The following is a 21,627-nucleotide window of genomic DNA, read 5'->3' on the forward strand; positions in this document are numbered from 1 at the left end:
TCGTCAAGGTGTTTTCCATGCCCGAAATCCGCTGCGCTTCCTTGTTAATGCTGTTAGTCGCTGGCACTGCGCAAGCCGCCGAACCAGGCCTGGTTGGCAAAATCGAGCAGGCCGCGCGCGCCCAGCTGGCGCGGCAGGCGGAAGCATCCGCGCTGGCCGAACCGGAATTCACCATCACCGTCGTCAACCCGCGGGCCGCGCCGGCGTGCAGGCAGCCCGTGTCGGTCGAGCCGGTCGACACGCGCAGCGCCGCGCGCATGCGCTTTGCGGTCCAGTGCCGCGATACACCTGGCTGGCGATACGAGTACATCGTGCGCGCCAAGGTCAGCGCCAAGGTCGCGGTGACGGCCGGGCCGGTCGCGGCCGGGCAGCTGTTATCCGACGACGACCTGGTCATCGAGCGGCGCGACATCAGTTCGCTGTCCGACACCATTGGCGTGGCGGCAGCGGTAGGGCAGGCCAGCAGGCGCTCGCTGCGGGCCGGCGAAGTGCTGCGGCAAAGCCAGCTGGCCGCGCCCATTTTGGTCAAGCGCGGCGAACCGGTGGTGATGCTGGCGCGGGTCGACGCGATCGAGGTCAGCACGGCCGGCGAAGCGCTCGACAGCGGCGCGCAAGGCTCGGTGGTACGGGTGCGCAACGTCGCCAACGGGCGCGTGGTGCGCATGCGCGTCACCGCTGCCGGCACGGTCGAACCTGTCGAAGTGGCGCTCACTCGCTGACTCCCTGCAGGCGCGTCGCCAGGCGCGCCAGTTTCGTTGCGTACTGCGGGTCGGTCGCATAACCGCCGCGCGCCAGGCCTTCGGCGAAGGCGCGCGCATCGCTGCCCGCGCCGATCGCGCCGCGGTAGCGCGGGTTTTCCAGCAGCATTTGTGCGTAGTCGCGGAAGGCGCTGGCCTGGTCCGGATACGCGCGGAAGCGCTCGGTCTTTTTCACAGCCGCGCCGTGTTCGAATTCGGTGGTCAGCGATTCGGCCACGCCGCCATCCCATTTGCCGCCCGCCTTCAGGCCGAACAGGTTGTGGGTGCTGTCGCCGGCGCTGTCGCGCAGCGGACGCTGGCCCCAGCCCGATTCCAGCGCGGCGTGCGCCTGCACCAGTTCCGGCGCGACGCCGAGGCGTTCGCCTGCTTCGCGCGCCCACGGCGCGATGGTGTCGAGGAAGGCTTGCTGGTTGCCGGCCGGCGCCAGTTCGCTGTCCGCCGCCACGCCCTGGCTGCGCGCCTGCCACATGCGGCCTTCGACGCTCAGGGTGGTGGCTGCGGTCGCGCCGCCGCCTTCGCTGATGTAGTCGGCGATCTCGCCGTGCATCTCGCTGAACACGCTGCCGAAACCGCTGCCGCCGCCAATGGCCGCGGCCGGGCGCGCGGCCTGGGTCGGCGCCAGCGGCGCGATTGGCGCGGTGTGGAAATCAGCGTGGCGCATAGATTTCTTCCTCACCGTTGAGCACGCGCTGCATGATCGAGAACTGTTCGGTCAACAGGGCGCTGTTGCGCGCGTTCAGGCGCTTGCATTCGACGACCCTCTGTTCCAGCGCCTGCCAGTCGGCCGCGAATGCGGCGCGGACGGGCGCGGCCAGGCTGGCGATCAGCTGGGCCATGTCGCCGTCAGGGCCGAGCAGGGCGCGCACCAGCGCCACGCGCTGCAGGCGGCGCTGGTCCATTGCCTCGAGCGCCGGCATCAGCTGCTCGGCCAGTTCGGCCAGCTGCGCGCTGCGGTGGCGCAGCGCGGCGTCGAACTGGCGTTCGAGCAGGTCGAGCAGCGTGTTCGACGCTGCCAGGTCGGCTTGAATGCCGTCCGCCAGTTTCGCCACTGCAGAATCGCGGGTCATGCGTGTCATCTTATTTACCGCCGTGGAAACGCTGGATCAGGCCGGCCAGGCGGCCCGCATCGAACGGCAGCTCGCCTTTGGCCAGCAGGTCGCGCAGTTCGGCCACGCGCTCGTGGTCGATCTCGGGCATGTCGCGCAGCGCCGCCATGGCCGGCTGCAGCACTTCGGACTGCAGGGCCGCAGCCGGTTTGGCGGAGGCCGCGCCTGCGGCCAGCGTGCCTGCCGCTTCGACGCCTGCCGACGCACCGGCGCGATTGAGCGCGAACGAATCGGTTGGGGTACTGCCGCTATTGATCTTCATGCGTTGGCCTCGGGTCCTGGATTGAATCGTCATGATGTTATTGCGCCTTGCCGGTCATGGTGCCGCGCAGCTGTTCGAGTTCGGCGCGCTCGGGAATGCCGACGTCGGCGCCTGTGCCGAGCGCCTCGCCCTTGGTGCGCGGGCCGAACATGGCTGCCACGCTGTCGGCCTGCTTGCGGGTCAAGATCAGCAGTTCGATGCGGCGGTTCAGGGAAGCGGCCGGGTTGGCCGGGTCGAGCGGCGAACGGTCGGCCATGCCGACCACCTGCAGCACGCTTTCGGCGTGCATGCCGCCGGCCATCAGCACGGCGCGGGCCGCCATCGCGCGGCTGGACGACAAGGTCCAGTTCGAGCGGCCGTCCGGGTCGTCGGCGTACTTCAGCGAATCGGTGTGGCCGACCATCAGCATCTGGTTTTCCATCTTCGCGAACAGCGGGCCCATCTTGCGCAGCAGCCTGACGAAACGCTCGGTCGGCTTGGCGCTGCCGAGCATGAACATGCCCTGCTTTTCGGTGTCATGCAGCATCACGCGCAGGCCGTACGGCATCACCACCGCTTCCAGGTTCGACGACAGGCCGCTGTCGGCGCTCATCGACGCCAGCACTTTGGACAGTTCGGCCAGGTCGGACGGGCTGTCGTACATCCGGCGCGGCGCGCTGTCCGGGCTGTTCGACTCGCCATGGTGGGGCAGGGCGAAACGTTCGATCAGGCTGCCGCGCGGGCCGCCGCCGATGCTCGGCTTGTGGCCGGCCGCGTCGGTAAAGCTGCTGCTCATTTCCTGCACGACCGCCTTCAGGCTTTGCTGCTCGCGCGCGGCCATCAGCCACAGCACCAGGAACAAGGCCATGAGCGCAAGGCAAAAGTCGGCGAACGCCACTTTCCAGGCGCCGCCGTGATCGTCCTCGGCATGCTTGCGGCCACTGCGCTTGATGACCGCGCCGTCGCCGTGCTTTTTATCAAGCGGCTTTTGCACGCGTATCCCCTCGCGAATCGCTGGAACGGCGGCGCGGTGGCGCCAGGTCGTCGTCGCCGCCGCCCATCGCATTGATCCAGCTTTCCAGCTGGGCAAAGCTCGGCTTGATGTTGAGCTGCACCAGGCGGCGGCCGGCGTCGATCGCCAGCAGCGCCGGCTTGCCCGACACGTGGGTCACCAGCACTACCTTGACGGTTTCCATGTTGGCCGCTTCTTCGTTGACCAGCTGCTTCATCATGTTGGAAATCGGGTCGAGCACGCCGTAGCAGAAGAAGATGCCGAGGAAGGTGCCGACCATCGCCGCGCCGACCTTGGCCGAGATCTCGCCCGCATCGGCGCCGCCGGCCACCGAGTTCATCGCCATGACGATGCCCAGCACCGCGGCCAGGATGCCGAAACCAGGCATCGCCTCGGCGATCTTGTGCAGCGACTTGGACGGCTGCACCAGCTCTTCGTGGATGGCTTCCAGTTCCTGCTCCAGCACGCCTTCGAGTTCGTGGGCGTTGATCTTGCCCATTGCCATCAGGCGGAAGTTGTCGACGATGAAGGCGATCAGCTTCGGCTCTTCCAGGATCAGCGGGTAGCGCTGGAACACCGGGCTGGCGGCCGGGTCTTCGACGTGGGCGTCGAGCGCCTTCAGGCCGCCGGCGGCCGTTTGCAGCAGTTCATACATCAGCAGCAGCAGCTGGCGCTGCGATTCCGAGCTCGGCTTCTTGCGCATGACGATCTTGCGCAGCTGGTGGGCCATCTCGGCCAGCACGTGGGTCGGGTTGCCCAGCACCAGGGCGCCGAGGCCGGCGCCGGCGATGATCAATACTTCGACCGGGTGCCAGATCGCCTCGAAGGTGCCACCCATGATGGCGAAACCGCCGAAGACGCAGCCGAGGACGATGAAAATGCCGATGACTTGTTGCATGATGTTTCCTTTTTTCTTTTACTTTGTATTCGATACGCCAGCGATCGCGGCTTTCATTTTTCCCAGCGCCTGCTTGTTGAGCTGGCAGACGCGGGCGTCGGACAGGTCCAGCACGGCGGCGATTTCCTTGTAGCTCAGCTCGAACTCGTAAATCATCTGGACCACGCGCTGCTCGCGTTCGTCGAGCGCGCCGAGCGCCTGCTCGAGGCTGCGGCGCACCAGGTACTGCTCTTCCGGGCCGGGCGCGGCGTGGGCGCGTTCCTCGGTTTCCTGCAGCACCTCGTCAAAGCTGAGCAGCTGCCCGGCGTTGTCGTCCAGTTCGTACTGGCGCCATTCGTCCAGGCTCATGCCCAGCGCATCGGCCGCTTCCTGCGCGCTTGGCTCGCGGCCCAGCTTGCGGGTCAGCGCGCGCACCGCGTCGCGGGTGCGGTGGCTGTCCTGGCGCACGGTGCGCGGGCGCCAGTCCTGGCGGCGCAGCTCGTCGAGGATGGCGCCGCGGATGCGCAGGCTGGCAAAGCTGCCGAAAGCGGCGTCCGGGTTGCCGTAGCGGCGCAGCGCTTCGAGCAATCCCATCAGGCCGATCTGTTCCATGTCCTCGCGCCCCATCACGCCCGACACCTGCGCGCCCAGCTGGCGCACGATGCGCTTGACCAGCGGCGCGTACGCCACCAGGTGCTGTTGCTCCTCGCGCGCGCTCATGCCGGCCACGGCGGCCGTGCTGGCGTAGTCGCCAGCGTAGTCGGCCGCGTAATCGCTGGCAGTGTCGGTGTAATCGGCGGTGTAGGCCAAGATGGTCTCTTATTCGATGATCAGTTTGCCAATCATGACTTGGGAGAACGGCTTTTCCGTCTTCTCCGCGGCATAGGTGGCTTCGAATGCACTGTTCAGGCGCTCGGCAAATTGTTCTACCGTCATCGCCGACGCTTCATTCAAGGCATAGCTTGACAGGGCGCGCACCGCGACGGTCCGCAGCATAGGCAGGTGTTCCTTGGCCTTCTTTTCGTTTTCCTCTGTGGTTGACAACACCAGGTCGGTCGAAATGTAGTGGGCCTGGGTGTCGCCGGTGTTGCGCTTCAACATCACAATGACCTTGTCGAGCGTCACGTAGCGGGCCGGCTCCTTGTTTTCGTCCACGTCGACCAGCTGTTCGGCTTCGGCCGCGGCGAGGGGATTGGCGCCAGGCACAGGGCCGTACCACCACATCGCGGCGCCGGCGACGGCGGCACTGGCGAGGGCGACGCCGGCAAAGGCTAACATTGAGCTAAGTTTCTTTTTCATGCGTAGGACTCACGGGCGTTCAGCGAAAAGGTGGAATTCGGGTTGCCGGCTTCGGCAAGTGCGCGGCCAGGATCGGCTTCATCGGCTGCGCCTTCCTGCTGGCGCTGGCGGCCCTGCTGGTCGAAGGCCTGCTGCGCCGAGCCGCCACTGCGCGTGGCGGTGGTGACGTTGACGGCCACCTCGGTGAACTGGCGCTGGGCCAGGTCGGTGCGCATGGTGTCGCTGATAGTGTTCAACTGGCGCACCACTTCGCTGTGGGTTGCCGAAATATTCACTTCGAGCGAGCCGGCCATGTGGCGGATCGCGATCTCGATGCGGCCGAGGTTGGGCGGGTCGAGGCGGATGACGGCCTGGTCGATGTTGCGCGACAGCTGAAGCTGCAGGCGGTCGCCCAGCGCTTCGCGCAGCGGCTGCTGCCATGCGGCCGGGGTCGCGGCGGCCAGTTTCAGTTCGCTGCTGGCGACCGGCGCAGGCTGGGCAGGCGCAACGCCGCTGGCAGTTACCGGCGCGGGCGCATCGGCGGCGGCAGGGGCGTCGGCGGCCGCGGCTACCGGTACCGCGGCAGGTGCGGCGGGCGCGGCCTGGGCCGGCGCGGCAAACGCCGGTGCGGCTGCGGCAGGCATCGCCGATGGCAGCACCGCCGGGGCGGCGTCCGCGGGCAGGGCGGCAGCAGCGGTGCCAGCAGGAGCAGGGGCAGGGGCAGGGGCTGCGGCGAAGGCGGCGCCGCGCAGGGTTATCGGCGTAGCAGTCACGGGCGCCAGCGGAATGTGCATCGGCATCGCAGGCATCATGGCGGCCAGCGCAGGCAGTTCTTCCGCCAGCTGCTGGGACTGGTCCTGCGCTGCGGCGCCGTCGCTGGTGGCAGCGTCGGTTCCGGCGTCAGGATCGGCGGCACCGGTGTCGGCGCCAGCCAGCAGTTCGGCAGGCAGGCCTTCGGCGGCTGCGGCGGCTTCCTGCGGCGCGGCGGCCAGGTCCAGGCCCATCCAGTCGGCAAAAGCGGTGACCGGCGCGGCGCCAGGAACTGCCGGGGCAGGTGCGGCTTGCGCGGCCTGCGCCAGTTCTGCGGGAACGGCGGCTGGCGTGGAGGTACTGATCATCATGCTCATGCCAGGTTCTCGTCGAGTTCGGTTTGGTGTTCGAGGGCGTAGGCGATCCAGCCCGCCTTGTTGTCTTGCAGTTCAGTCATGCGCACAAGCAGCTGTTCGCGCTGTTCCGCACACACGGTGGCGGCCAGCGCGTGCGAGGCGCGCAGGCGGTCCACGGCGCGCAGCTCGGCCGCGGTCCACGGGCCGTGGGCGGCCAGCGACTGCAACTGCGGCGCCAGGTCGGCGACAGCGCCGCACAGGCGGTCCCAGTCGCGCGCGCCGGCGGCGGCGGCGAGCGCATCGCGCATCGTGTCGAGCGTGGCGCGCCTATCCATTGCGCGCCTGTACGCCGAGCCAGCCCTGGCGGATGGTGTTGAGGATCTTGACCACTTCGTCGACCATCACCGGGTCGAGCGCGATGCCGGCGCTGTGCAGGCGGGCGGCGCAGAACTCGTACAGGCGGCCCAGGTTGGCGACCACTTCGCCGCCCTGTTCGAAGTCGAGCGAGCTCGACAGGCCGTTGATGATTTCAATGCATTTGTCGATGCTGGCCGCTTTCTGTTCGTAGCGGCGCGCCACGATGTGGGCACGCGCGCGGGCCAGCTCGTCGAGCAGGCCGTCGGTCAGCAGCAGCACCAGTTCGACCGGGGAGGCGCGCGAAGTCTGCGCGTCCAGGTTGACCGCGTGGTAATCGCCGTAGGCTTCGGTATGGGACATGTGGTTCTCTCTTAGTCTTTCTTCTCGCCGAACAGCGCGTCGAGCATGCTGCTGTTCGAGTTCATCTGGTTTTGCAGGCCCTGCAGCATGGTGAACTGCTTCAGGTAGCGCTGGTAGGCGCTGTTGTATTGCTGGTCGAGCTCCTGCTGGCGCACGCCGAGCTGCACTTGCAGGCGGTCGTTGGCTTCCAGGCGCTGCTTGATCTGGCCGTTGACCTGGCTGCTCCACTGTTTCAGGTAAGCGTCCATGTTGCCGGCGATGCCGCTCGGCGAGATGCTCGAGGCCTTGCCGATCAGCGTATCGAGGCCGTCCGGGTCGGCGGCCAGCTGCTTGTTCAGGCGGGTGGAATCGAGCACCAGGGAGCCGTCGCGCGCGGCGGTGATGCCGTAGGCGGCCAGGCTGCTGGTGCCGGCCTGGCGCAGGATGCTGACCAGGCGGGTCTGCAGCACGCGCACCCCGCCGTCATCGGAAAACACGCCGGGCTTCTTGCCATCGGCCGGATCGCCCGGGTCGACCATCGCGTCGATCACCGCTTTGAGCTTGTTGTACTCGGTGACGAACTTCTGCACATTGGCGGTGGTCGCGGTGCTGTCGGGAGCGACCGTCACGGTGACCGGCGTTTCGCCCACGGCCTGCGCCTTGGTGAACTTCATGGTCACGCCTTCGATATTGGTGAAGGTGTTGGTGGCCTGCTCGATCTTGCTGCCGGTGCCCTGGGCGCCGAGCCAGATCACCGCGTCCTGGCCGCTCACCAGGGTGCGCTTTTTGGACGGGTCGAGGGCCGCCTGCAGCGCCGCATCGGTGACGCCGGAGACGTCGAGGCTGATGGCGCTGGCCGTGCCGGTCGACTGGGAGGTCAGCACCAGTTCGGCCACGCCGCCGATGGTGACGATCGACGCGGACACCTTGCCCTTGTTGTCAGGCGCGGCGTTGATCGCCAGCGCCATTTCGCGCACGCTCATGCCGCCGATGCCGTCGGTGTCGGCGCTGTCCAGGTCGACGGTGAAGGAAGGGGCGCCGTTCATCTCGACCACCAGCGAGCCCGATGCGCTGGCCGAACTGGAGACGCCGCTGAAGGCGACCTGGCTGGCGGTGGCCAGCTTTTCAACAAAGAAGGAGTAGCTGCCGGGCGTCGCGGCGGCGGTCGCGGTGGCGCTGCCCAGCGCGACGTCGCTGAAGGTGGCCGACTGCGCCAGCATCGATGGCGTGGTCGCCAGCGCGAACAGGCTGGCCTGGTAGGACGAGATCGCCGCGCGCAGGTCGTTGAGCGCCTTGGTCGAGGCGTTGGCCTTGTTGAGCTGCGTGGTCTGGATGCCCTGGCGCGCCGCTACGTAGTTTTCCGCCAGCGCCGCAGCGGTGGTGGCCGGATCGTAGGTAGGTGAGGTGATTGCCATAGTATTGTCCCGTCCTGTCAGTTATTTTGTACGGCCAGCCATCCAGGCCTGGGTTGCGAGGTCATCCTGGCGCTTGCGGTCGACGCGCTGCTGCGCGAGGCCGGCCGCATCCTGCTTCTGTTCCAGCACCTGGCCGAGCAGCTCGCGGCGGGTCCAGGCCGAGGCCAGCGCGCGCTGCGACAGCGCCATGTTCGCTTCGTGCAGGCTCAGGTCGGTGCGGTGGGTGTCGGCCATCTGCATCACCGCCTGCTTGTACTGGCCGCAGTTCAGGGCCAGCGCCAGCGGCAGCGCGCCCGACGGGCCGCTGCCTTCGGCCAGGCTGTCGAGGCGCTCCAGGTTGGCGCGGTAGCGCGCGCTGGTGGCCTGCTGCGCCGCCATCTCCGCCTGCAGGCGGTCGACTTCGATGCCGCGCAGGTGCACCAGGGTACCCAGGCTGTTGATGGTGTTCTTCAAGCTCATTGCATCATCGCTTCAAGTTGTTCGATACAGGCCGGCAGCGGCGCCGCTTCGCGGGTGCCCTGCGACAGGAAAGTCTCGATGTGTGGTTGCAGGCGCACCGCCAGGTCGGTGACCGGATCGGCGCCAGGCACATAGGCGCCCAGCGGGATCAGGTCGCGCACGCGCGCATGGCGCGCCATCGATGCCTTCAGCTTGCGCGCGGCCAGCGCGTGCGTCTGCGGCACCACCTGCGCCATGCAGCGGCTGATCGACTGGGCCACGTCGATGGCAGGGTAGTGGCCGCGTTCGGCCAGCTCGCGCGTGAGCACGATGTGGCCGTCGAGGATCGCGCGGGCGGTGTCGACCACCGGGTCCTGCTGGTCGTCGCCTTCGGCCAGCACGGTATAGATGGCGCTCATGCTGCCCGACGGGTTTTCGCCGTTGCCGGCGCTTTCGACCAGCTGCGGCAGGGCGGAGAACACCGACGGCGGATAGCCACGGGTGGCGGGCGGCTCGCCCAGCGCCAGCGCGACTTCGCGCAGCGCCATCGCGTAGCGGGTCAGCGAGTCGACCAGCAGCAGCACGTTCTTGCCCTGGTCGCGGTAGTGCGCGGCCACGGCGTGGCAAAGTTCGGTGGCGCGGATGCGCATCAGCGGCGAATCGTCGGCAGGGGCGACGACCAGCACAGCTTTTTTCAGGCCGTCTTCGCCCAGCGACATTTCGACGAACTCGCGCACCTCGCGGTTACGTTCGCCGATCAGGCCGACCACGACCACGTCGGCCACGGTCTGGCGCGTGATCAGGCCAAGCAGCACGCTTTTGCCGACGCCACTGCCGGCCATCAGGCCGACGCGCTGGCCCTTGCCGATCGTGAGCATGGAATTGATCGCGCGCACGCCGACGTCGAGCGGCTCGGCGACCGGCTGCTTGCGCAGCGGGTTCACGCGCGGCGGCGCCGGCTCGAGGCGGTGTTCGCCTTTCATGGGCCCGAGGTCGTCGATCGGCTCGCCCAGGCCATTGACCATGCGGCCCAGCCAGGAGTCGCCAATCTGCAGCGCGGTGGCGGTCGGCGCGGGCAGCACGCGGGCGCCGGTCGACAGGCCGGCGGCCTGCTTGAACGGCATCAGGTAAGAGACTTTTTCGCGGAAGCCGACCACCTGCGCGTCGAGCCATTCGCCCGACACGGTCTCGATGCGGCAGCGCTGGCCGGTGTGCAGGCGGCAGCCGACGCTCTCGAGCAGCAGCCCCGATGCGCCGACCAGGCGGCCGGTCGGGGTGGCAACCGGCACCTCGCCGATTTCCAGTGCGCGCAGGGTGTCGGCGAGCGCCATCATGCAGCCAGTTCCTCGGCCGCGTGTTCGGCGGCCGCTTCAAGCTGGGTGGTCACTTGCTCCATCACCGCGACCAGGCGGCCGTTGCAGCCGGCGTCGACTTCGTGGTCGCCCGCACGCACGCGGCATTCGCCGGGCTGCATCGCCGGGTCGCCCAGCAGGTTCCACTTCTTGGCGCGCTTCGGATCGAGTTCGGTGATGCGCTTGAGTTCTTCCGGGTTCAGGTAGACCTCGACCTGCTCGCGGGTCGGCGGCATGGCGGCGAGGGTCTCGTCGACCAGCGCGAGCAGCTGGACCGGCTGCAGCGCCAGTTCGGCGCGGATCACCTGGCGCGCGACCTTGCCGACCAGTTCGACGACTTCGGTGGTCTGGGCGGCGCGGTAGTCAAGGCGCAGCTTCTTGAGCGCCTTGAGCATGTTGTCGATCGGCTTGGCGGCCTGCTCGTAGGCCAGCTGCGCCTGGCGGCGGCCTTCGGCCAGGCCCTGGGCCAGGCCTTCGGCGTGGCCGGCGGCGAGGCCTTGTTCACGGCCGGCGTCGTAGCCGGCGTCGAAGCCGTCCTGCTGTCCCTGCTTGAAGCCATCGTTGACGGCGTCCTGCCATTGGCCGGCCGCGTCCGGCGACGGCGGCAGGGCGCCGGGCGCGCGGTGCGACAGTGGCGGGAAGTGGTAGGGACGGAAGTGCTTCATTCGACGACTGCCTCGGCGAACAGCTGGATCTCGATGTCGCCCGCATCGGCCAGCGCCTTGACGGTGGCCATGATGTCCTTGCGGGTCTGCTCGATGCGGCTCATCGGCACAGGGCCGGAGCGGCGCATCAGGTCCTCGAAGCTCTGGGCCTGGCGGCGCGGCATCGAGGTCAGGATGGCGTCGCGCACCGCCGGCTCGGCGCCCTTGAGCGCGATCGCCCACTGGTCGAGCGGCACGTCGTCGAGGATGCGGATGATGGTCTGCTCGCTCTGGCGCGACAGGATGAAGAAGTCGTACATGCTCATCTCGATTTCCGAGACCACTTCCGGATCGTGGGCGCGCAGCAGTTCCACCATGCCGGCGCGGTTGCCCGGCAGGCGGTTGAGGATTTCGGCGACCTGGCGCACGCCTTCGACGCTGGCGCTCTGGGTGTCGAGGGCGGACAGGCAGCGGCTCACCAGCTCTTCCAGTTCGGCCAGCAGGTCGCGGTCGATTTCGTCGAGGCGGGCCAGGTTCAGCAGCACCAGCTCGCGGCCTTCGACCGGCAGCGCTTCGAGGATCTGGCCGGCCAGCGCCGGCGGCAGGAAGGCCAGGAACACCGCCTGCATCTGCACGTGTTCGTTGGCGACGTAGTCGGCCAGCCACTTCGGCGAGGCCCACTGCAGGCGCGCCATCATCGGGCGGATCGCGTCGCCGTAGATGTTGTTCAGGACGCTGTTGGCGATATCGCTGCCCAGCGCCAGGTCGAGCGAGCGCTTGAGGTAGCTGCGCGAGGCGCCGTGCACGCCGCTTTGCTGGCGGTAGTCGTCGAAGAAGTTCTGCATCGCTTCGCGCACCGAGTCGACCTTGATGCCGCTCATGCGCGACATCACCTGGGTCACTTCGATCAGCTCTTCGCGGTCGAGGCAGCGCAGCACCGCCGCCGCCGGCTCTTCGCCGATGCTCAGCAGGACGATTGCAGCCTGTTCAACCGGCGACAGCGATTGCGCGCCGTCGTCCTCGTCGTAGTTATTGTCCAGTTCGGCCATTTTTCTGCATCCATTGTTTGACGACTTCGGCGACCCGTTCCGGCTCCTTGCCGGCCAGGACCTTGAGGTGGTCCACCATCACATCGACTGCCGAGCCAGATGGCGGCAGGTCATAATTTTCCAGCAGCGGCACCACCGGCATCGGGGTCGGCAGGGCCGGCGCGGCATGGCCTTCGGCGGCGCCGTCGGCAACCGCCGGGGCGGCCAGTGCGGCGGCCGTGCCAGGGGCGGCCAGCGCGGCCGTGTCAGGCGCCGTTTTCGGCGTGGCCAGGCGGTTCGTCAGCAGGCGCAGCAGCGGGCGGGCCAGCAGGAAGTAGGCGAGGATCGCGCCGACCAGCCAGATCACCCAGCTGCTGATGTCGACGATGTTGTCGCGCTCTTCCCACCACTGCACCGGCGCGGCCGGCTTCGGGAAGGCCAGCGCGGACACGGCCAGCACGTCGCCGCGGGCGGCGTCGATGCCCAGGCCCGAGCGCAGGATAGTGTCGAACGAGGCCAGTTCGGCGGCGGTCCAGCCAGCCTTGCCCGGCGCCGAGCTGTTGTTCAGCACGACGGCGACGCTGAGCTTCTTGAGGCGGCCGCGGCTGCGCTTGATCTGGGTGATGTTGCGGTCGTAGGCGTACTGGCGGGTGGTGGCGTTCTTGCGCGCGCTGCCGTCGTCGGCCGGCTTGGCTTCTTCGCCGGCGGCAGGTTCGGCCTGCGGCGGACGGTTCGACAGGCTGCCGGGAATGCCCAGCGCCACGCGGTTCTTTTCCATCTCTTCGCGCATCGCTTCGCTGGTGACCTTCGGGGCTTCGCCGTACTTTTCCGAGGTTTCCTCGACCTTGTCGTTGTCGATGTCGGCAGTGACGCTGAGCTTGAAGTTGGCCGCGCCCAGGACCGGGCCGAGCAGTTCGTTGACGTTGGCGCGCACGGCGTCGGTGATGCGCTTGGCATTGGCGTCGCCCTGGCTGGCGCCGTCGAAGCCTTCGGACAGGTCGATGCGCGAGGACAGGTAGTTGCCGGACTGGTCGACCAGGCTGACCCGCTCGGGCGCCAGGGTCGAGACGCTGCCCGACACCATGTTGATGATGGCGGCGATCTGTTCGTTCGACAGGGTGCGGCCCGGCTTGACTGCCACCACCACCGACGCCGACGACTTTTCGCCGTCGGACGCGATGAAGGAGGTCGAGCGGGCGATCGACAGGTGCACCCGGGCCGAGGCGATGGCGTCGAGCGACAGGATGCTTTGCGCCAGTTCGCCTTCGAGGCCGCGGCGGAAGCGCACGTCCTGCACGAACTGCGACACGCCCAGCGGGTCGTTCTTGTCCATCAGTTCGAGGCCGGCCGGCAGCTGGGCGGTGACGCCTTTCGAGGCCAGCAGCATGCGCACCTTGCCCAGCATCGCGTCCGGCACCAAGAGCTGGCCGCTGTCGGGATGCAGGCGGTAGGGAATCTGTTCGGCGTCGAGCACCGTCATCATGTCGCTGGCGGCGACTTTTTCGCGCGCGCCGAACACCGGCTTGTAGCTGGCCTGGTCGCTCCAGATGTACATCATGACGGCGGCGGTGATGCCGATTGCCAGCACGATCATTGGCGCCAGGTTGTTGCGCAGCACCGCTGGCATGGCGGGCAGCGAGCCCATGCCCTTGCCGGCGAAGGTGGATTTGAGGGTGTTGATCACGTTGTTTTCCTGGTCAGATCGGCAGCTTGAGCAGATCGTCGACGGCGCCCATGACCTTGTTGCGCACCTGCATGAGCATCGAGAAGGACAGGCTGGCTTGCTGGCTGGCCAGCATCGCGCCGACCAGGTCGTCGCTCTTGCCGCTGTCGACATCGGCCATGCGGGCGGCGGCGGCGCTGTCTTCGGCATTCACGCCGGCCAGCGCGTCTTTCATGCTCTGGGTAAACGAGAAGCCGGCCGGCAGGGCCTGGCCCGACACCGGCGCGGCCGCCATCACGGCGCTGTTGGCGAGGTTGCCCGCATCGTTGGCAAGCGCTGCCAGATCAGCCTTGATCAGGCTGCCAAGATCGTTCGCTGTCGTTTTTCCAACTTCCATGGTCGCTACCCCTGCTATGGTAATTCTGTTAATAATCAATCAGTTATCGCTAGCTTAACGCCCCAATAAGCGGCCTCGGCGGGCAAAACGCAAGTCTGAGGCAAGCGCCATGCGATTCACATCAAAAATAGTTTTTTTAGGGAAAATAGTTGCTGCTGAGTAGGTAAAATCCAACAGGTTTCAACTTAATCTATTGATTCCCATATCTTTGTTTCCACGGATGCCATGTTTCGTAGCAAAGTGTCATGGTGCGCGAGCGATGTCACATTCGTCCCTGCGCCCCGATCTTACCGCATGGAAATTGTAGTGCCAAGGGGAAATTTTATTCACGCCATGAAATAGGCTCTGCTATACTGTTTTCTCCAATAAAACAAAGAGTTGCCCACTTTGCCACGTTCGGAAACCCATAATCGATGCCCACAGTAATGTCCTCCACCGCCGCACAGCAGCTTCAAGTGCTCGACCCCTGCCTGCTAGGCCGCCCGGTCCATTTGTTGCCGCAGTTTGCCGCCCAACTGGCCGACGACCTGGCCGCCGCCATGCGGGTGGCCGGCGCACGCCGCTACTGGGAGGCTTTCGAACTGGTCGCGGCCGACTTCGTGCGCACCCCCGAATCTGCCCAGTGCGGCCGCTGGCTCGGTTTTGCCGGCAATGCCGGGTCGATGGCGTTTTCGATCGGGCGCGCCGGCTTGCTGTCGATTCTCAACTACCGGTATGGGCGCCGCGGCCAGGCGCCGGACGCGCCGCCGGACCCGGCAACGGTCAAAGTCACCGCCACCGAAGAGCGCCTGGCTGTTGTTTTGGGGCAACAGGTGTGCGGCGTGCTCAACCAGCGGGTGGCGGCCAACCTGGCGCGTGCGGGGAAGGGCGCCGCCGCGCCCGGCGCCGCGGCGCCGATCCAGCCGCGCCCGGCAGTGGCACCGGCGCCGGGCAGCTGGACCGTCGGCGTGACCCTGCGCGACATCCATAGCGGCGCGCCGCTCAGCTACTGGATCAGCCTCGACCAGGCAATGATGGCGGCCGTGCTGCAGGGACTGGTGCCGGAGCGGCTGCGCGAACGCGCCACCCGCGGCGCCGGGGCCCCGCTCGGCGCGACCCTGCAGGTGCGCCTGGACGGCCGCCTGGTTAGCAAGGAAATTACCCTCGAGACCCTGTTTGCCATGAAACTCGGGGATATCATCCCTGTCAGCCTCGGCCGCGCGCAGGTGCTGCTCGACGAATCGCCGCTGTTTACCGCCGCCGTCTCCGAGCACAATGGCACGCTCTGTTTAACCTCTTTTGAAGATACCGACTAATGAACATCAACCAGAACGAACTGCCGGGACAGGAGCTGGACGGGGAACTCGAGGACATGATCATCGAGGAACCGGCCGTGGCCGGTACTGAACAGACCCGCTCGAGCGCCCCGCGCCGCGCGCGCGACCTGCCGCAGATGATGCGCAAGATCCCGGTCACCCTGACCCTGGAAGTGGGCTCGGCCCGCATCTCGCTGCAGGAACTGATGTCGATCGGCCCGTCGTCCGTGATCGCGCTGGACGCGCTGGCGGGCGAGCCGCTGGTGATCAAGGTCAACGGCACACCGATCGGGCGCGCCGAAGTCGTGGTGGCCGGCGAACAGTACGGCCTGAAGGTGATCGATCTCGACGGCCTCAACCTCGACCTGATCGCCTCATGACCATCCGCTTCGGCGGCAGGCCGGCGCTGGCGCTGGCCGCCGTGCTGGCGCTTGCCCTGTGCGCCCCTGCCTCGGCCCAGGACCTGCTGGCCGGCGTGATCCCCGGCTCGAAGACCGACCTGACCGTCAAGTCGCAGATCCTGGTCCTGATGACCTTGCTGGGCCTGCTGCCCATCATGGTCATGATGATGACCAGCTTTACCCGCTTCGTGATCGTGCTGTCGCTGTTGCGCCAGGCCCTAGGCCTGCAGCAGGGCTTGCCGAACCGGGTCATCACCGGGGTCGCGCTGATCCTCACGCTGCTGGTGATGCGCCCGGTCGGCGACGCCGTCTGGCGCGACGCCTTCCTGCCTTACGACAAGGACCAGATCGGCATGCAGGAGGCCCTGAAAATTGCCGAGGTGCCGGTATCGAACTTCATGCTGGCCCAGACCAGCAAGGCCGCGCTGGCCCAGGTGGCGCAGCTGGCGGGCGAATCGGCCGCGCTGGCGCCGCAGCAGCGCGCGTTTACCGTCAAGCTGGCCGCCTTCGTGCTGTCGGAACTGAAAACCGCGTTCCAGATCGGCGCCATGCTGTTCATCCCCTTCCTGATCATCGACCTGGTGGTGTCGTCGGTGCTGATGGCGATGGGCATGATGATGCTGTCGCCGCTGGTCATTTCGCTGCCGTTCAAGCTGCTGCTGTTCGTGCTGGTCGACGGCTGGACCCTGACTGTCAGCACGCTGGTCGGCTCCATACGCGCCTACTGACGCCGGCGAGGACATGACATGACGCCCGAAATCGCAGTCGAACTGGTCACCGGCGCCTTGCAGGTGGTGATGCTGCTGGTGCTGGTGCTGGTGGTGCCAGGCCTCGTCATGGGCCTGATCGTGGCGCTGTTCCAGGCCGCCACCCAGATCAACGAGCAGACCCTGAGCTTCCTGCCGCGCCTGCTGGTCACCTTGCTGGCAGTGATTTTGGCCGGCAACTGGATGACCGGCTACCTGATGGACTATTGCGTGTCGGTGTTCCGGCGCGCGGCCGTGCTGGTCGGCTAGCCGCGGATGGAACTGGCCGGCTACCTGCTGCCCTTGCTGAACGCGCTGTGGTGGCCGTTCGTGCGCAACCTGGCGCTGTTGTCTTCCGCGCCGATCGTCGGCGACACCCTGGTGCCGCTGCCGGTGCGGGTGCTGCTGTCGCTGGTGCTGGCCTTCCTGCTGCTGCCGGTCACGGCCGGCAACGCCGAGATCGACCCGTTTTCGCTGCTGGGCGTCGTCGCCACGGTCGAGCAGGCGATTATCGGCGGGGTGATCGGGCTGGCGCTGCATTTCTCGATGTCGGTCATTTCCATGGTCGGCTACCTGGTGTCCTCGCAGATCGGCTTCGCGATGGCGCAGATGAACGACCCGGTCAATGGCGCGTCGTCGGACGTGGTGTCGCTGCTGCTGTCGATGCTGACGATCCTGATTTTCTTCGCCATCGACGGCCACCTGGTGCTGGCCGGGGTGATGGGCGCGAGCTTCAAGGCCTGGCCGGTGGGGCAGGGCTATGGCCCGCTGCTGCTGCAGGCGGTCGCGTTCAACGCGGCCTGGATTTTCTCGGCGGCCATGCTGCTGGCGCTGCCGATCGTGTTTTCGACCCTGGTGGTGCAGATCGGGTTCGGCTTCCTGAACCGGGTGGCCCCGGCCCTGAACCTGTTCTCGCTGGGCTTTTCGCTGACCACCTTGTTCGGCCTCTTGATGCTGATCCAGGTCGTGCGCTTTTTGCCTGAGCACTACATTGCGATGACCAACCAGGTGCTGGAAATGCTGCGCCAGCAGATGGGAGCGGCCCGTGGCTGAGAACAGCACCGGCGATAAAAGCGAAAAGGCTTCACACCAGAAGCTGAAGAAGGCGCGCGACGAGGGCCAGGTAGTCCGCTCGCGCGACCTGGCCACCGCGATCGGCATCCTGGCCAGCCTGAAGCTGTTTACCATGATGCTGCCGAGCTACCTGGAATCGTTCCGCGCGCTGTTCGCGCTGGTGTTCGTGCCGCTGGGCGCCGACGGCGCGATGGAGAACACGATGTCGACCGTGTTTACCAGCTCGCTCATGCTGCTGGTGCAGATGCTGTTGCCGCTGGCGCTTGTGCCGTTCGCGGTCGGGGTCGGCGCCCTGATCCCGGGCGGGTGGGTGATCACCACCAAGCACTGGATGCCGAAGATGGAGCGCTTGTCGCCGGCCAAAAACCTGGGCAACCTGATGACCTCCAAGCACTGGATCAGCGTGGCGACCTCGATCGGCAAGGCGGTCGCGCTTGGCTTTGTGCTGTGGAACGTCAGCGAGTCGGGCATGCGCGCCTATGTCGAGCTACAAAAGATGAACCTGCCCGATGCGATGGTGCACGGCGCCGGCCTGATGTTCGATGCCCTGATGGCGATGTGCATGGTGTTCCTGCTGTTCGCCGTGATCGACGTGCCGGTGCAGGCATTCCTGTTCGCCAAGGGCCAGCGCATGAGCAAGCAGGACATCAGGGAAGAGCACAAGAGCACCGAAGGCCGTCCCGAGGTCAAGCAGCGCATCCGCCAGCTGCAGCAGCAGATGGCGCGGCGCAGCGTGAACAAGACGGTACCCACCGCCGATGTGGTGATCGTCAACCCGCAGCACTACGCGGTGGCGCTGAAGTACGACGCCGGCCGCGCCGAGGCGCCGTTCGTGGTGGCCAAGGGCCTCGACGAGATGGCGCTGTTCATCCGCGAGGTCGCCAGGAAACACGGCGTCGAGACGCTCGAACTGCCGCCGCTGGCGCGCGCGATCTACAACACCAGCCAGGTGCAGCAGCAGATTCCGGCCCAGCTCTACCAGGCGGTGTCGCAAGTACTGAATTACGTATTACAGTTGAATGCTTTCCGTTCCGGCCGGCGCACCGCGCCGCCACGTTTCCCCAATGAGGTGGTAGTACCACCAAACCTGAGTGAGGTTCCCGCGTCATGAGTTTTCTGAACACCATGCTTGCCGAGTTAAAGCGCCACAAGTACGCCACCCCGGTGTTCCTGATGGTGATCATGGCGATGATCATCCTGCCGCTGCCGCCGGTGCTGCTCGACGTGCTGTTTACCTTCAACATCGTGCTGGCCCTGATCGTCATCCTGGTCAGCGTATCGGCCAAGCGGCCGCTCGACTTCTCGGTGTTCCCGAGCGTGATCCTCGGCACCACGATGCTGAGGCTGACCTTGAACGTGGCCTCGACCCGGGTGGTGCTGCTGCACGGCCACGAAGGCACCCATGCCGCCGGCCAGGTGATTGAAGCATTCGGTAACGTGGTCATCGGCGGCAATTTCGTCGTTGGCCTGGTGGTGTTCATCATTTTGATGATCATTAACTTCGCCGTGGTCACCAAAGGCGCCGAACGTATTTCGGAAGTGTCCGCCCGATTCACGCTGGACGCGCTGCCGGGCAAGCAGATGGCGATCGACGCCGACCTCAACGCCGGCCTGATCAACCAGGAAAAAGCCCAGGTCCGCCGCCGCGACGTGGCCGCCGAAGCCGACTTCTACGGCGCCATGGACGGCGCCTCCAAGTTCGTACGCGGCGATGCGGTCGCCAGTATCCTGATTTTGATTATCAACATGGTGGGCGGCGTGGCGATCGGTTCGCTGATCCACGACCTGTCGTTCGGCGATTCGTTCCGCGTCTACGCGCTGCTGACCATCGGTGACGGCCTGGTGGCCCAGATCCCGGCGCTGCTGCTGTCGGCCGCGGCTGCGATCCTGGTGACCCGCATCAGCGACTCCGGCGACTTCGAGCAGCAGGTCGGCGGCCAGCTGCTGGCTTCGCCGCAAGTGCTGTTCTCGGCGGCCGGCATGATGGTCATCCTGGCCCTGATCCCGGGCATGCCGTGGCTGATGTTCATGCTGTTTGCCGGCGTGCTCGGCTATGTCGGCTACCGCCTCCATACCCGGGTCAAGGCGCCCGACCACTCCCGCGTCGCCGCGATCGAAGCGGCCTTGCGCGACGAGCGTCCGGCCGAACTCGACTGGCAGCAGCTGCCGGCGGTGCAGCCACTGTCGGTCGCGGTCGGCTACAAGCTGGTCGGCCTGGTCGACCCTGCCCAGGGCGAGCCTTTGGCCAAGCGCATCAAGGGCGTGCGCCAGAGCCTGTCGGAAGCGATGGGCCTGCTGCTGCCCGCGATCCAGGTGCGCGACGACCTGGCGCTGCGCCCGAACCAGTACACCATCGTCCTGTCCGGCACCGTGGTGGCCGAGGCAGAAGTCGTGCCCGACCACCTGATGGCGATTCCTTCGCCCAATGTGTATGGCCAGCTGGACGGTATTCCGGGCGTCGAACCGGCTTATGGCATGGCTGTGACCTGGATCGCGCCGGACCAGAAAGCCAATGCGCTGGGTCTGGGCTACCAGGTGGTCGAGGCGCCGAGCGCGATCGCCACCCACGTTTCAAAGGTCGTGCGCGACTACCTGCCGGACCTGTTCCGCCACGAGGACGTGCCGGCCATGATGGAGCGCCTGACCGCGCTGTCGCCGAAACTGTCGGCGGCGCTCGACAAGGCATTGACCCACACCCAGCTGCTGCGCGTGTTCCGCGTGCTGCTGGCGGAGAACGTCTCGCTGAAGGACATCGTGGTGATCGCCACCACCTTGCTCGACAGCTCCGAAACGACCAAGGATCCGATCCTGCTGGCGGCCGAAGTGCGCTGCGCGCTGCGGCGCCAGATCGTCACTGCGCTGTTTGGCAAGAAGAAGGAAATGCCCGCGTTTAACCTGTCGGGCGAGCTGGAGAACATGCTGCTCGGTTCGCTGAACCAGGCGCGCCAGGGCGGCAAGATCGCGCTGGATAACTTCCCGATCGACCCGCAACTGCTGTCGCAACTGCAGCTGAACATGCCGGTGGCGCGCGAGCAGATGAAGCAGCAGCAGACGCCGCCGTTATTGCTGGTACTGCCGCAGGTGCGGCCATTGCTGGCGCGTTACGCGCGCCTGTTCGCCCCTGGCCTGCACGTGCTGTCGTATAACGAAATTCCCGAAAACCGCGAAGTGTCGATCATCGGCACAGTCGGTTAAGGCGCCTCTGGCGCCGCCGGCATCGCCAGCAGCAGGGCGACGTCGGCCATTGCGCGGAACAGCGGATCGGGCAGGGCCGCCGCCATGCGGGCGTCCTGCAAGGGGCGCGCCGGCGCCAGCGCGTGGCGCAGGGTAGTGCGCACCAGGGTCAGGCCGGCGCGCGCGATCGCTTCGCGCAGGGCCGGGAGCGCCGCGCGCAGCAGTTCGAGCGAGCTGGTGTAGGGCGCAGCAAGTTCCATCATCACGCCGTCCGGCAGCGCTTCGAGCTGCACGCTGGCGCGCATTCCATCCGGTAAAGTCAGTTCCACCCGCAAGGCCGCCTTGCCGCGCCGGCGCCGTCCGGGCGGCTGGTCTGTGCCGCCGTCGAGTACGCGCAGGGTCATCGGACGCGCCGGCCCTGGCGTGACGAAGCGCCAGGCGTCGGGGTGCCATTGCAGGGCGGGTGGCTGGCCGGGCTGTGCCGGCGGGAACTGCCCTGCCATCAAGAGGTTGCCGGGCAGGTGCTGGCCATTTGCCTGTTGTTGCTGGGCGGCCAGCTGCAAGCCATAGGTGGCGGCCATCCCGCGCCAGGCGTGGGCCAGGGTGGCGCCATCGAGCGCGGGCCAGGCCATCTGGCGCGCCATGAACAGCTGGTCGGGCCGCATCGATGCCGCCTCGGCCATCGCGGCGCCCGGGTTCGCGGGCAGTGCAAGCGGCTGGCCGGCGGCGGGCGCGGCGTCGGCGGCGGCCACCAGCGGCACTGCCGCCGGCAGCACCGGGAGGGCGGCCGGGCCATGCTGCACGCTGGGTGCAAGTGGGGTTACCGGGACGGGAAGCAGCGCTGCAAGTTGGATGGTTGCCATGGTCAGCCGCCAAAAGAGGGACATAAAAAAAGCCAGCCGGGGTTGCCGGCTGGCTCTTGACCC

26 protein-coding genes are annotated in these 21,627 nt (G+C 67.0%); 8 read left to right on the plus strand and 18 right to left on the minus strand.

Going from position 1 to position 21,627, the window contains the following annotated elements; genetic code table 11:
* Window positions 1-17 precede the first annotated feature (17 nt).
* Entirely contained in the window at window positions 18-719 is a 702-nt protein-coding gene (gene flgA, locus LMJ30_RS03015) for a flagellar basal body P-ring formation chaperone FlgA (RefSeq protein WP_229430858.1), read from the plus strand.
* Here the strand turns inward: flgA and LMJ30_RS03020 are convergent.
* The 17 genes from LMJ30_RS03020 to fliE are packed head-to-tail and all read right to left on the minus strand — an operon-like array spanning window position 709 to window position 14,011.
* Entirely contained in the window at window positions 709-1,419 is a 711-nt protein-coding gene (locus LMJ30_RS03020; RefSeq protein ID WP_229430859.1) for a glycoside hydrolase family 73 protein, read from the minus strand. The genes flgA and LMJ30_RS03020 overlap by 11 nt on opposite strands.
* Window positions 1,406-1,825, minus strand: coding sequence for a flagellar export chaperone FlgN (gene flgN / locus LMJ30_RS03025; protein ID WP_229430860.1), 420 nt, complete (start codon window positions 1,823-1,825; stop codon window positions 1,406-1,408). The genes LMJ30_RS03020 and flgN overlap by 14 nt, the downstream gene beginning before the upstream one ends.
* Before the next feature lie 10 nt (window positions 1,826-1,835).
* Window positions 1,836-2,126, minus strand: a complete 291-nt coding sequence (gene flgM / locus LMJ30_RS03030) for a flagellar biosynthesis anti-sigma factor FlgM (RefSeq protein WP_229430861.1) — start codon at window positions 2,124-2,126, stop codon at window positions 1,836-1,838.
* 37 nt (window positions 2,127-2,163) lie between these two features.
* Window positions 2,164-3,099, minus strand: coding sequence for a flagellar motor protein MotB (locus LMJ30_RS03035; protein WP_229430862.1), 936 nt, complete (start codon window positions 3,097-3,099; stop codon window positions 2,164-2,166).
* Window positions 3,083-4,015, minus strand: a complete 933-nt coding sequence (gene motA / locus LMJ30_RS03040) for a flagellar motor stator protein MotA (protein WP_229430863.1) — start codon at window positions 4,013-4,015, stop codon at window positions 3,083-3,085. Before motA ends, LMJ30_RS03035 begins: the two co-directional genes overlap by 17 nt.
* Before the next feature lie 18 nt (window positions 4,016-4,033).
* Window positions 4,034-4,804, minus strand: coding sequence for a FliA/WhiG family RNA polymerase sigma factor (locus tag LMJ30_RS03045; RefSeq protein WP_371872965.1), 771 nt, complete (start codon window positions 4,802-4,804; stop codon window positions 4,034-4,036).
* 9 nt (window positions 4,805-4,813) lie between these two features.
* Window positions 4,814-5,272, minus strand: a complete 459-nt coding sequence (locus LMJ30_RS03050; protein ID WP_229430864.1) for a flagellar basal body-associated FliL family protein — start codon at window positions 5,270-5,272, stop codon at window positions 4,814-4,816.
* Window positions 5,273-5,289: 17 nt separating this feature from the next.
* A complete protein-coding gene (locus LMJ30_RS03055; protein ID WP_229430865.1) occupies window positions 5,290-6,399 on the minus strand; it encodes a flagellar hook-length control protein FliK in 1,110 nt (369 codons plus the stop codon).
* On the minus strand, window positions 6,396-6,713 hold the full coding sequence (locus LMJ30_RS03060) for a hypothetical protein (RefSeq protein ID WP_229430866.1): 318 nt from the start codon (window positions 6,711-6,713) through the stop codon (window positions 6,396-6,398). The genes LMJ30_RS03055 and LMJ30_RS03060 overlap by 4 nt, the downstream gene beginning before the upstream one ends.
* Entirely contained in the window at window positions 6,706-7,095 is a 390-nt protein-coding gene (gene fliS / locus LMJ30_RS03065) for a flagellar export chaperone FliS (protein WP_229430867.1), read from the minus strand. The genes LMJ30_RS03060 and fliS overlap by 8 nt, the downstream gene beginning before the upstream one ends.
* A gap of 11 nt (window positions 7,096-7,106) precedes the next feature.
* On the minus strand, window positions 7,107-8,489 hold the full coding sequence (gene fliD, locus LMJ30_RS03070) for a flagellar filament capping protein FliD (protein ID WP_229430868.1): 1,383 nt from the start codon (window positions 8,487-8,489) through the stop codon (window positions 7,107-7,109).
* 21 nt (window positions 8,490-8,510) lie between these two features.
* Window positions 8,511-8,948, minus strand: coding sequence for a flagellar FliJ family protein (locus LMJ30_RS03075; RefSeq protein ID WP_229430869.1), 438 nt, complete (start codon window positions 8,946-8,948; stop codon window positions 8,511-8,513).
* Window positions 8,945-10,261 carry a flagellar protein export ATPase FliI gene (gene fliI / locus LMJ30_RS03080; protein ID WP_229430870.1) on the minus strand — a complete coding sequence of 439 codons (1,317 nt, stop codon included), beginning with the start codon at window positions 10,259-10,261 and terminating at the stop codon, window positions 8,945-8,947. Before fliI ends, LMJ30_RS03075 begins: the two co-directional genes overlap by 4 nt.
* On the minus strand, window positions 10,258-10,944 hold the full coding sequence (gene fliH, locus LMJ30_RS03085) for a flagellar assembly protein FliH (protein ID WP_229430871.1): 687 nt from the start codon (window positions 10,942-10,944) through the stop codon (window positions 10,258-10,260). Before fliH ends, fliI begins: the two co-directional genes overlap by 4 nt.
* Window positions 10,941-11,972 carry a flagellar motor switch protein FliG gene (locus tag LMJ30_RS03090; RefSeq protein ID WP_229430872.1) on the minus strand — a complete coding sequence of 344 codons (1,032 nt, stop codon included), beginning with the start codon at window positions 11,970-11,972 and terminating at the stop codon, window positions 10,941-10,943. The genes fliH and LMJ30_RS03090 overlap by 4 nt, the downstream gene beginning before the upstream one ends.
* A complete protein-coding gene (fliF, locus tag LMJ30_RS03095) occupies window positions 11,953-13,635 on the minus strand; it encodes a flagellar basal-body MS-ring/collar protein FliF (protein WP_371872966.1) in 1,683 nt (560 codons plus the stop codon). The genes LMJ30_RS03090 and fliF overlap by 20 nt, the downstream gene beginning before the upstream one ends.
* A 13-nt stretch (window positions 13,636-13,648) precedes the next feature.
* Window positions 13,649-14,011, minus strand: a complete 363-nt coding sequence (fliE, locus tag LMJ30_RS03100; RefSeq protein WP_229430873.1) for a flagellar hook-basal body complex protein FliE — start codon at window positions 14,009-14,011, stop codon at window positions 13,649-13,651.
* A 425-nt stretch (window positions 14,012-14,436) separates the two neighbouring features.
* On the opposite strand from fliE, the gene LMJ30_RS03105 reads away from it, so the two are divergent.
* The 7 genes from LMJ30_RS03105 to LMJ30_RS03135 are packed head-to-tail and all read left to right on the plus strand — an operon-like array spanning window position 14,437 to window position 20,722.
* Window positions 14,437-15,306: a hypothetical protein gene (locus tag LMJ30_RS03105; RefSeq protein WP_229430874.1), complete on the plus strand. Its 870-nt coding sequence runs from the start codon at window positions 14,437-14,439 to the stop codon at window positions 15,304-15,306.
* Window positions 15,306-15,686 carry a FliM/FliN family flagellar motor switch protein gene (locus LMJ30_RS03110; RefSeq protein ID WP_229430875.1) on the plus strand — a complete coding sequence of 127 codons (381 nt, stop codon included), beginning with the start codon at window positions 15,306-15,308 and terminating at the stop codon, window positions 15,684-15,686. The genes LMJ30_RS03105 and LMJ30_RS03110 overlap by 1 nt, the downstream gene beginning before the upstream one ends.
* Window positions 15,683-16,435: a flagellar type III secretion system pore protein FliP gene (gene fliP / locus LMJ30_RS03115; protein WP_229430876.1), complete on the plus strand. Its 753-nt coding sequence runs from the start codon at window positions 15,683-15,685 to the stop codon at window positions 16,433-16,435. Before LMJ30_RS03110 ends, fliP begins: the two co-directional genes overlap by 4 nt.
* Before the next feature lie 18 nt (window positions 16,436-16,453).
* Entirely contained in the window at window positions 16,454-16,723 is a 270-nt protein-coding gene (fliQ, locus tag LMJ30_RS03120) for a flagellar biosynthesis protein FliQ (RefSeq protein WP_229430877.1), read from the plus strand.
* Window positions 16,724-16,729: 6 nt separating this feature from the next.
* A complete protein-coding gene (fliR, locus tag LMJ30_RS03125; RefSeq protein ID WP_229430878.1) occupies window positions 16,730-17,506 on the plus strand; it encodes a flagellar biosynthetic protein FliR in 777 nt (258 codons plus the stop codon).
* Entirely contained in the window at window positions 17,499-18,638 is a 1,140-nt protein-coding gene (locus LMJ30_RS03130) for an EscU/YscU/HrcU family type III secretion system export apparatus switch protein (RefSeq protein ID WP_229430879.1), read from the plus strand. The genes fliR and LMJ30_RS03130 overlap by 8 nt, the downstream gene beginning before the upstream one ends.
* The gene (locus LMJ30_RS03135; protein ID WP_229430880.1) at window positions 18,635-20,722 is read left to right on the plus strand and encodes a flagellar biosynthesis protein FlhA; all 2,088 of its coding nucleotides are present in this window, start codon (window positions 18,635-18,637) and stop codon (window positions 20,720-20,722) included. The genes LMJ30_RS03130 and LMJ30_RS03135 overlap by 4 nt, the downstream gene beginning before the upstream one ends.
* Here LMJ30_RS03135 and LMJ30_RS03140 read toward each other — a convergent pair.
* Window positions 20,719-21,564 carry a hypothetical protein gene (locus LMJ30_RS03140; RefSeq protein WP_229430881.1) on the minus strand — a complete coding sequence of 282 codons (846 nt, stop codon included), beginning with the start codon at window positions 21,562-21,564 and terminating at the stop codon, window positions 20,719-20,721. The genes LMJ30_RS03135 and LMJ30_RS03140 overlap by 4 nt on opposite strands.
* Window positions 21,565-21,627: the final 63 nt, after the last annotated feature.

The organism is Massilia agrisoli (assembly GCF_020831365.1).
GTDB classification, from domain to species: domain Bacteria; phylum Pseudomonadota; class Gammaproteobacteria; order Burkholderiales; family Burkholderiaceae_D; genus Telluria_A; species Telluria_A agrisoli.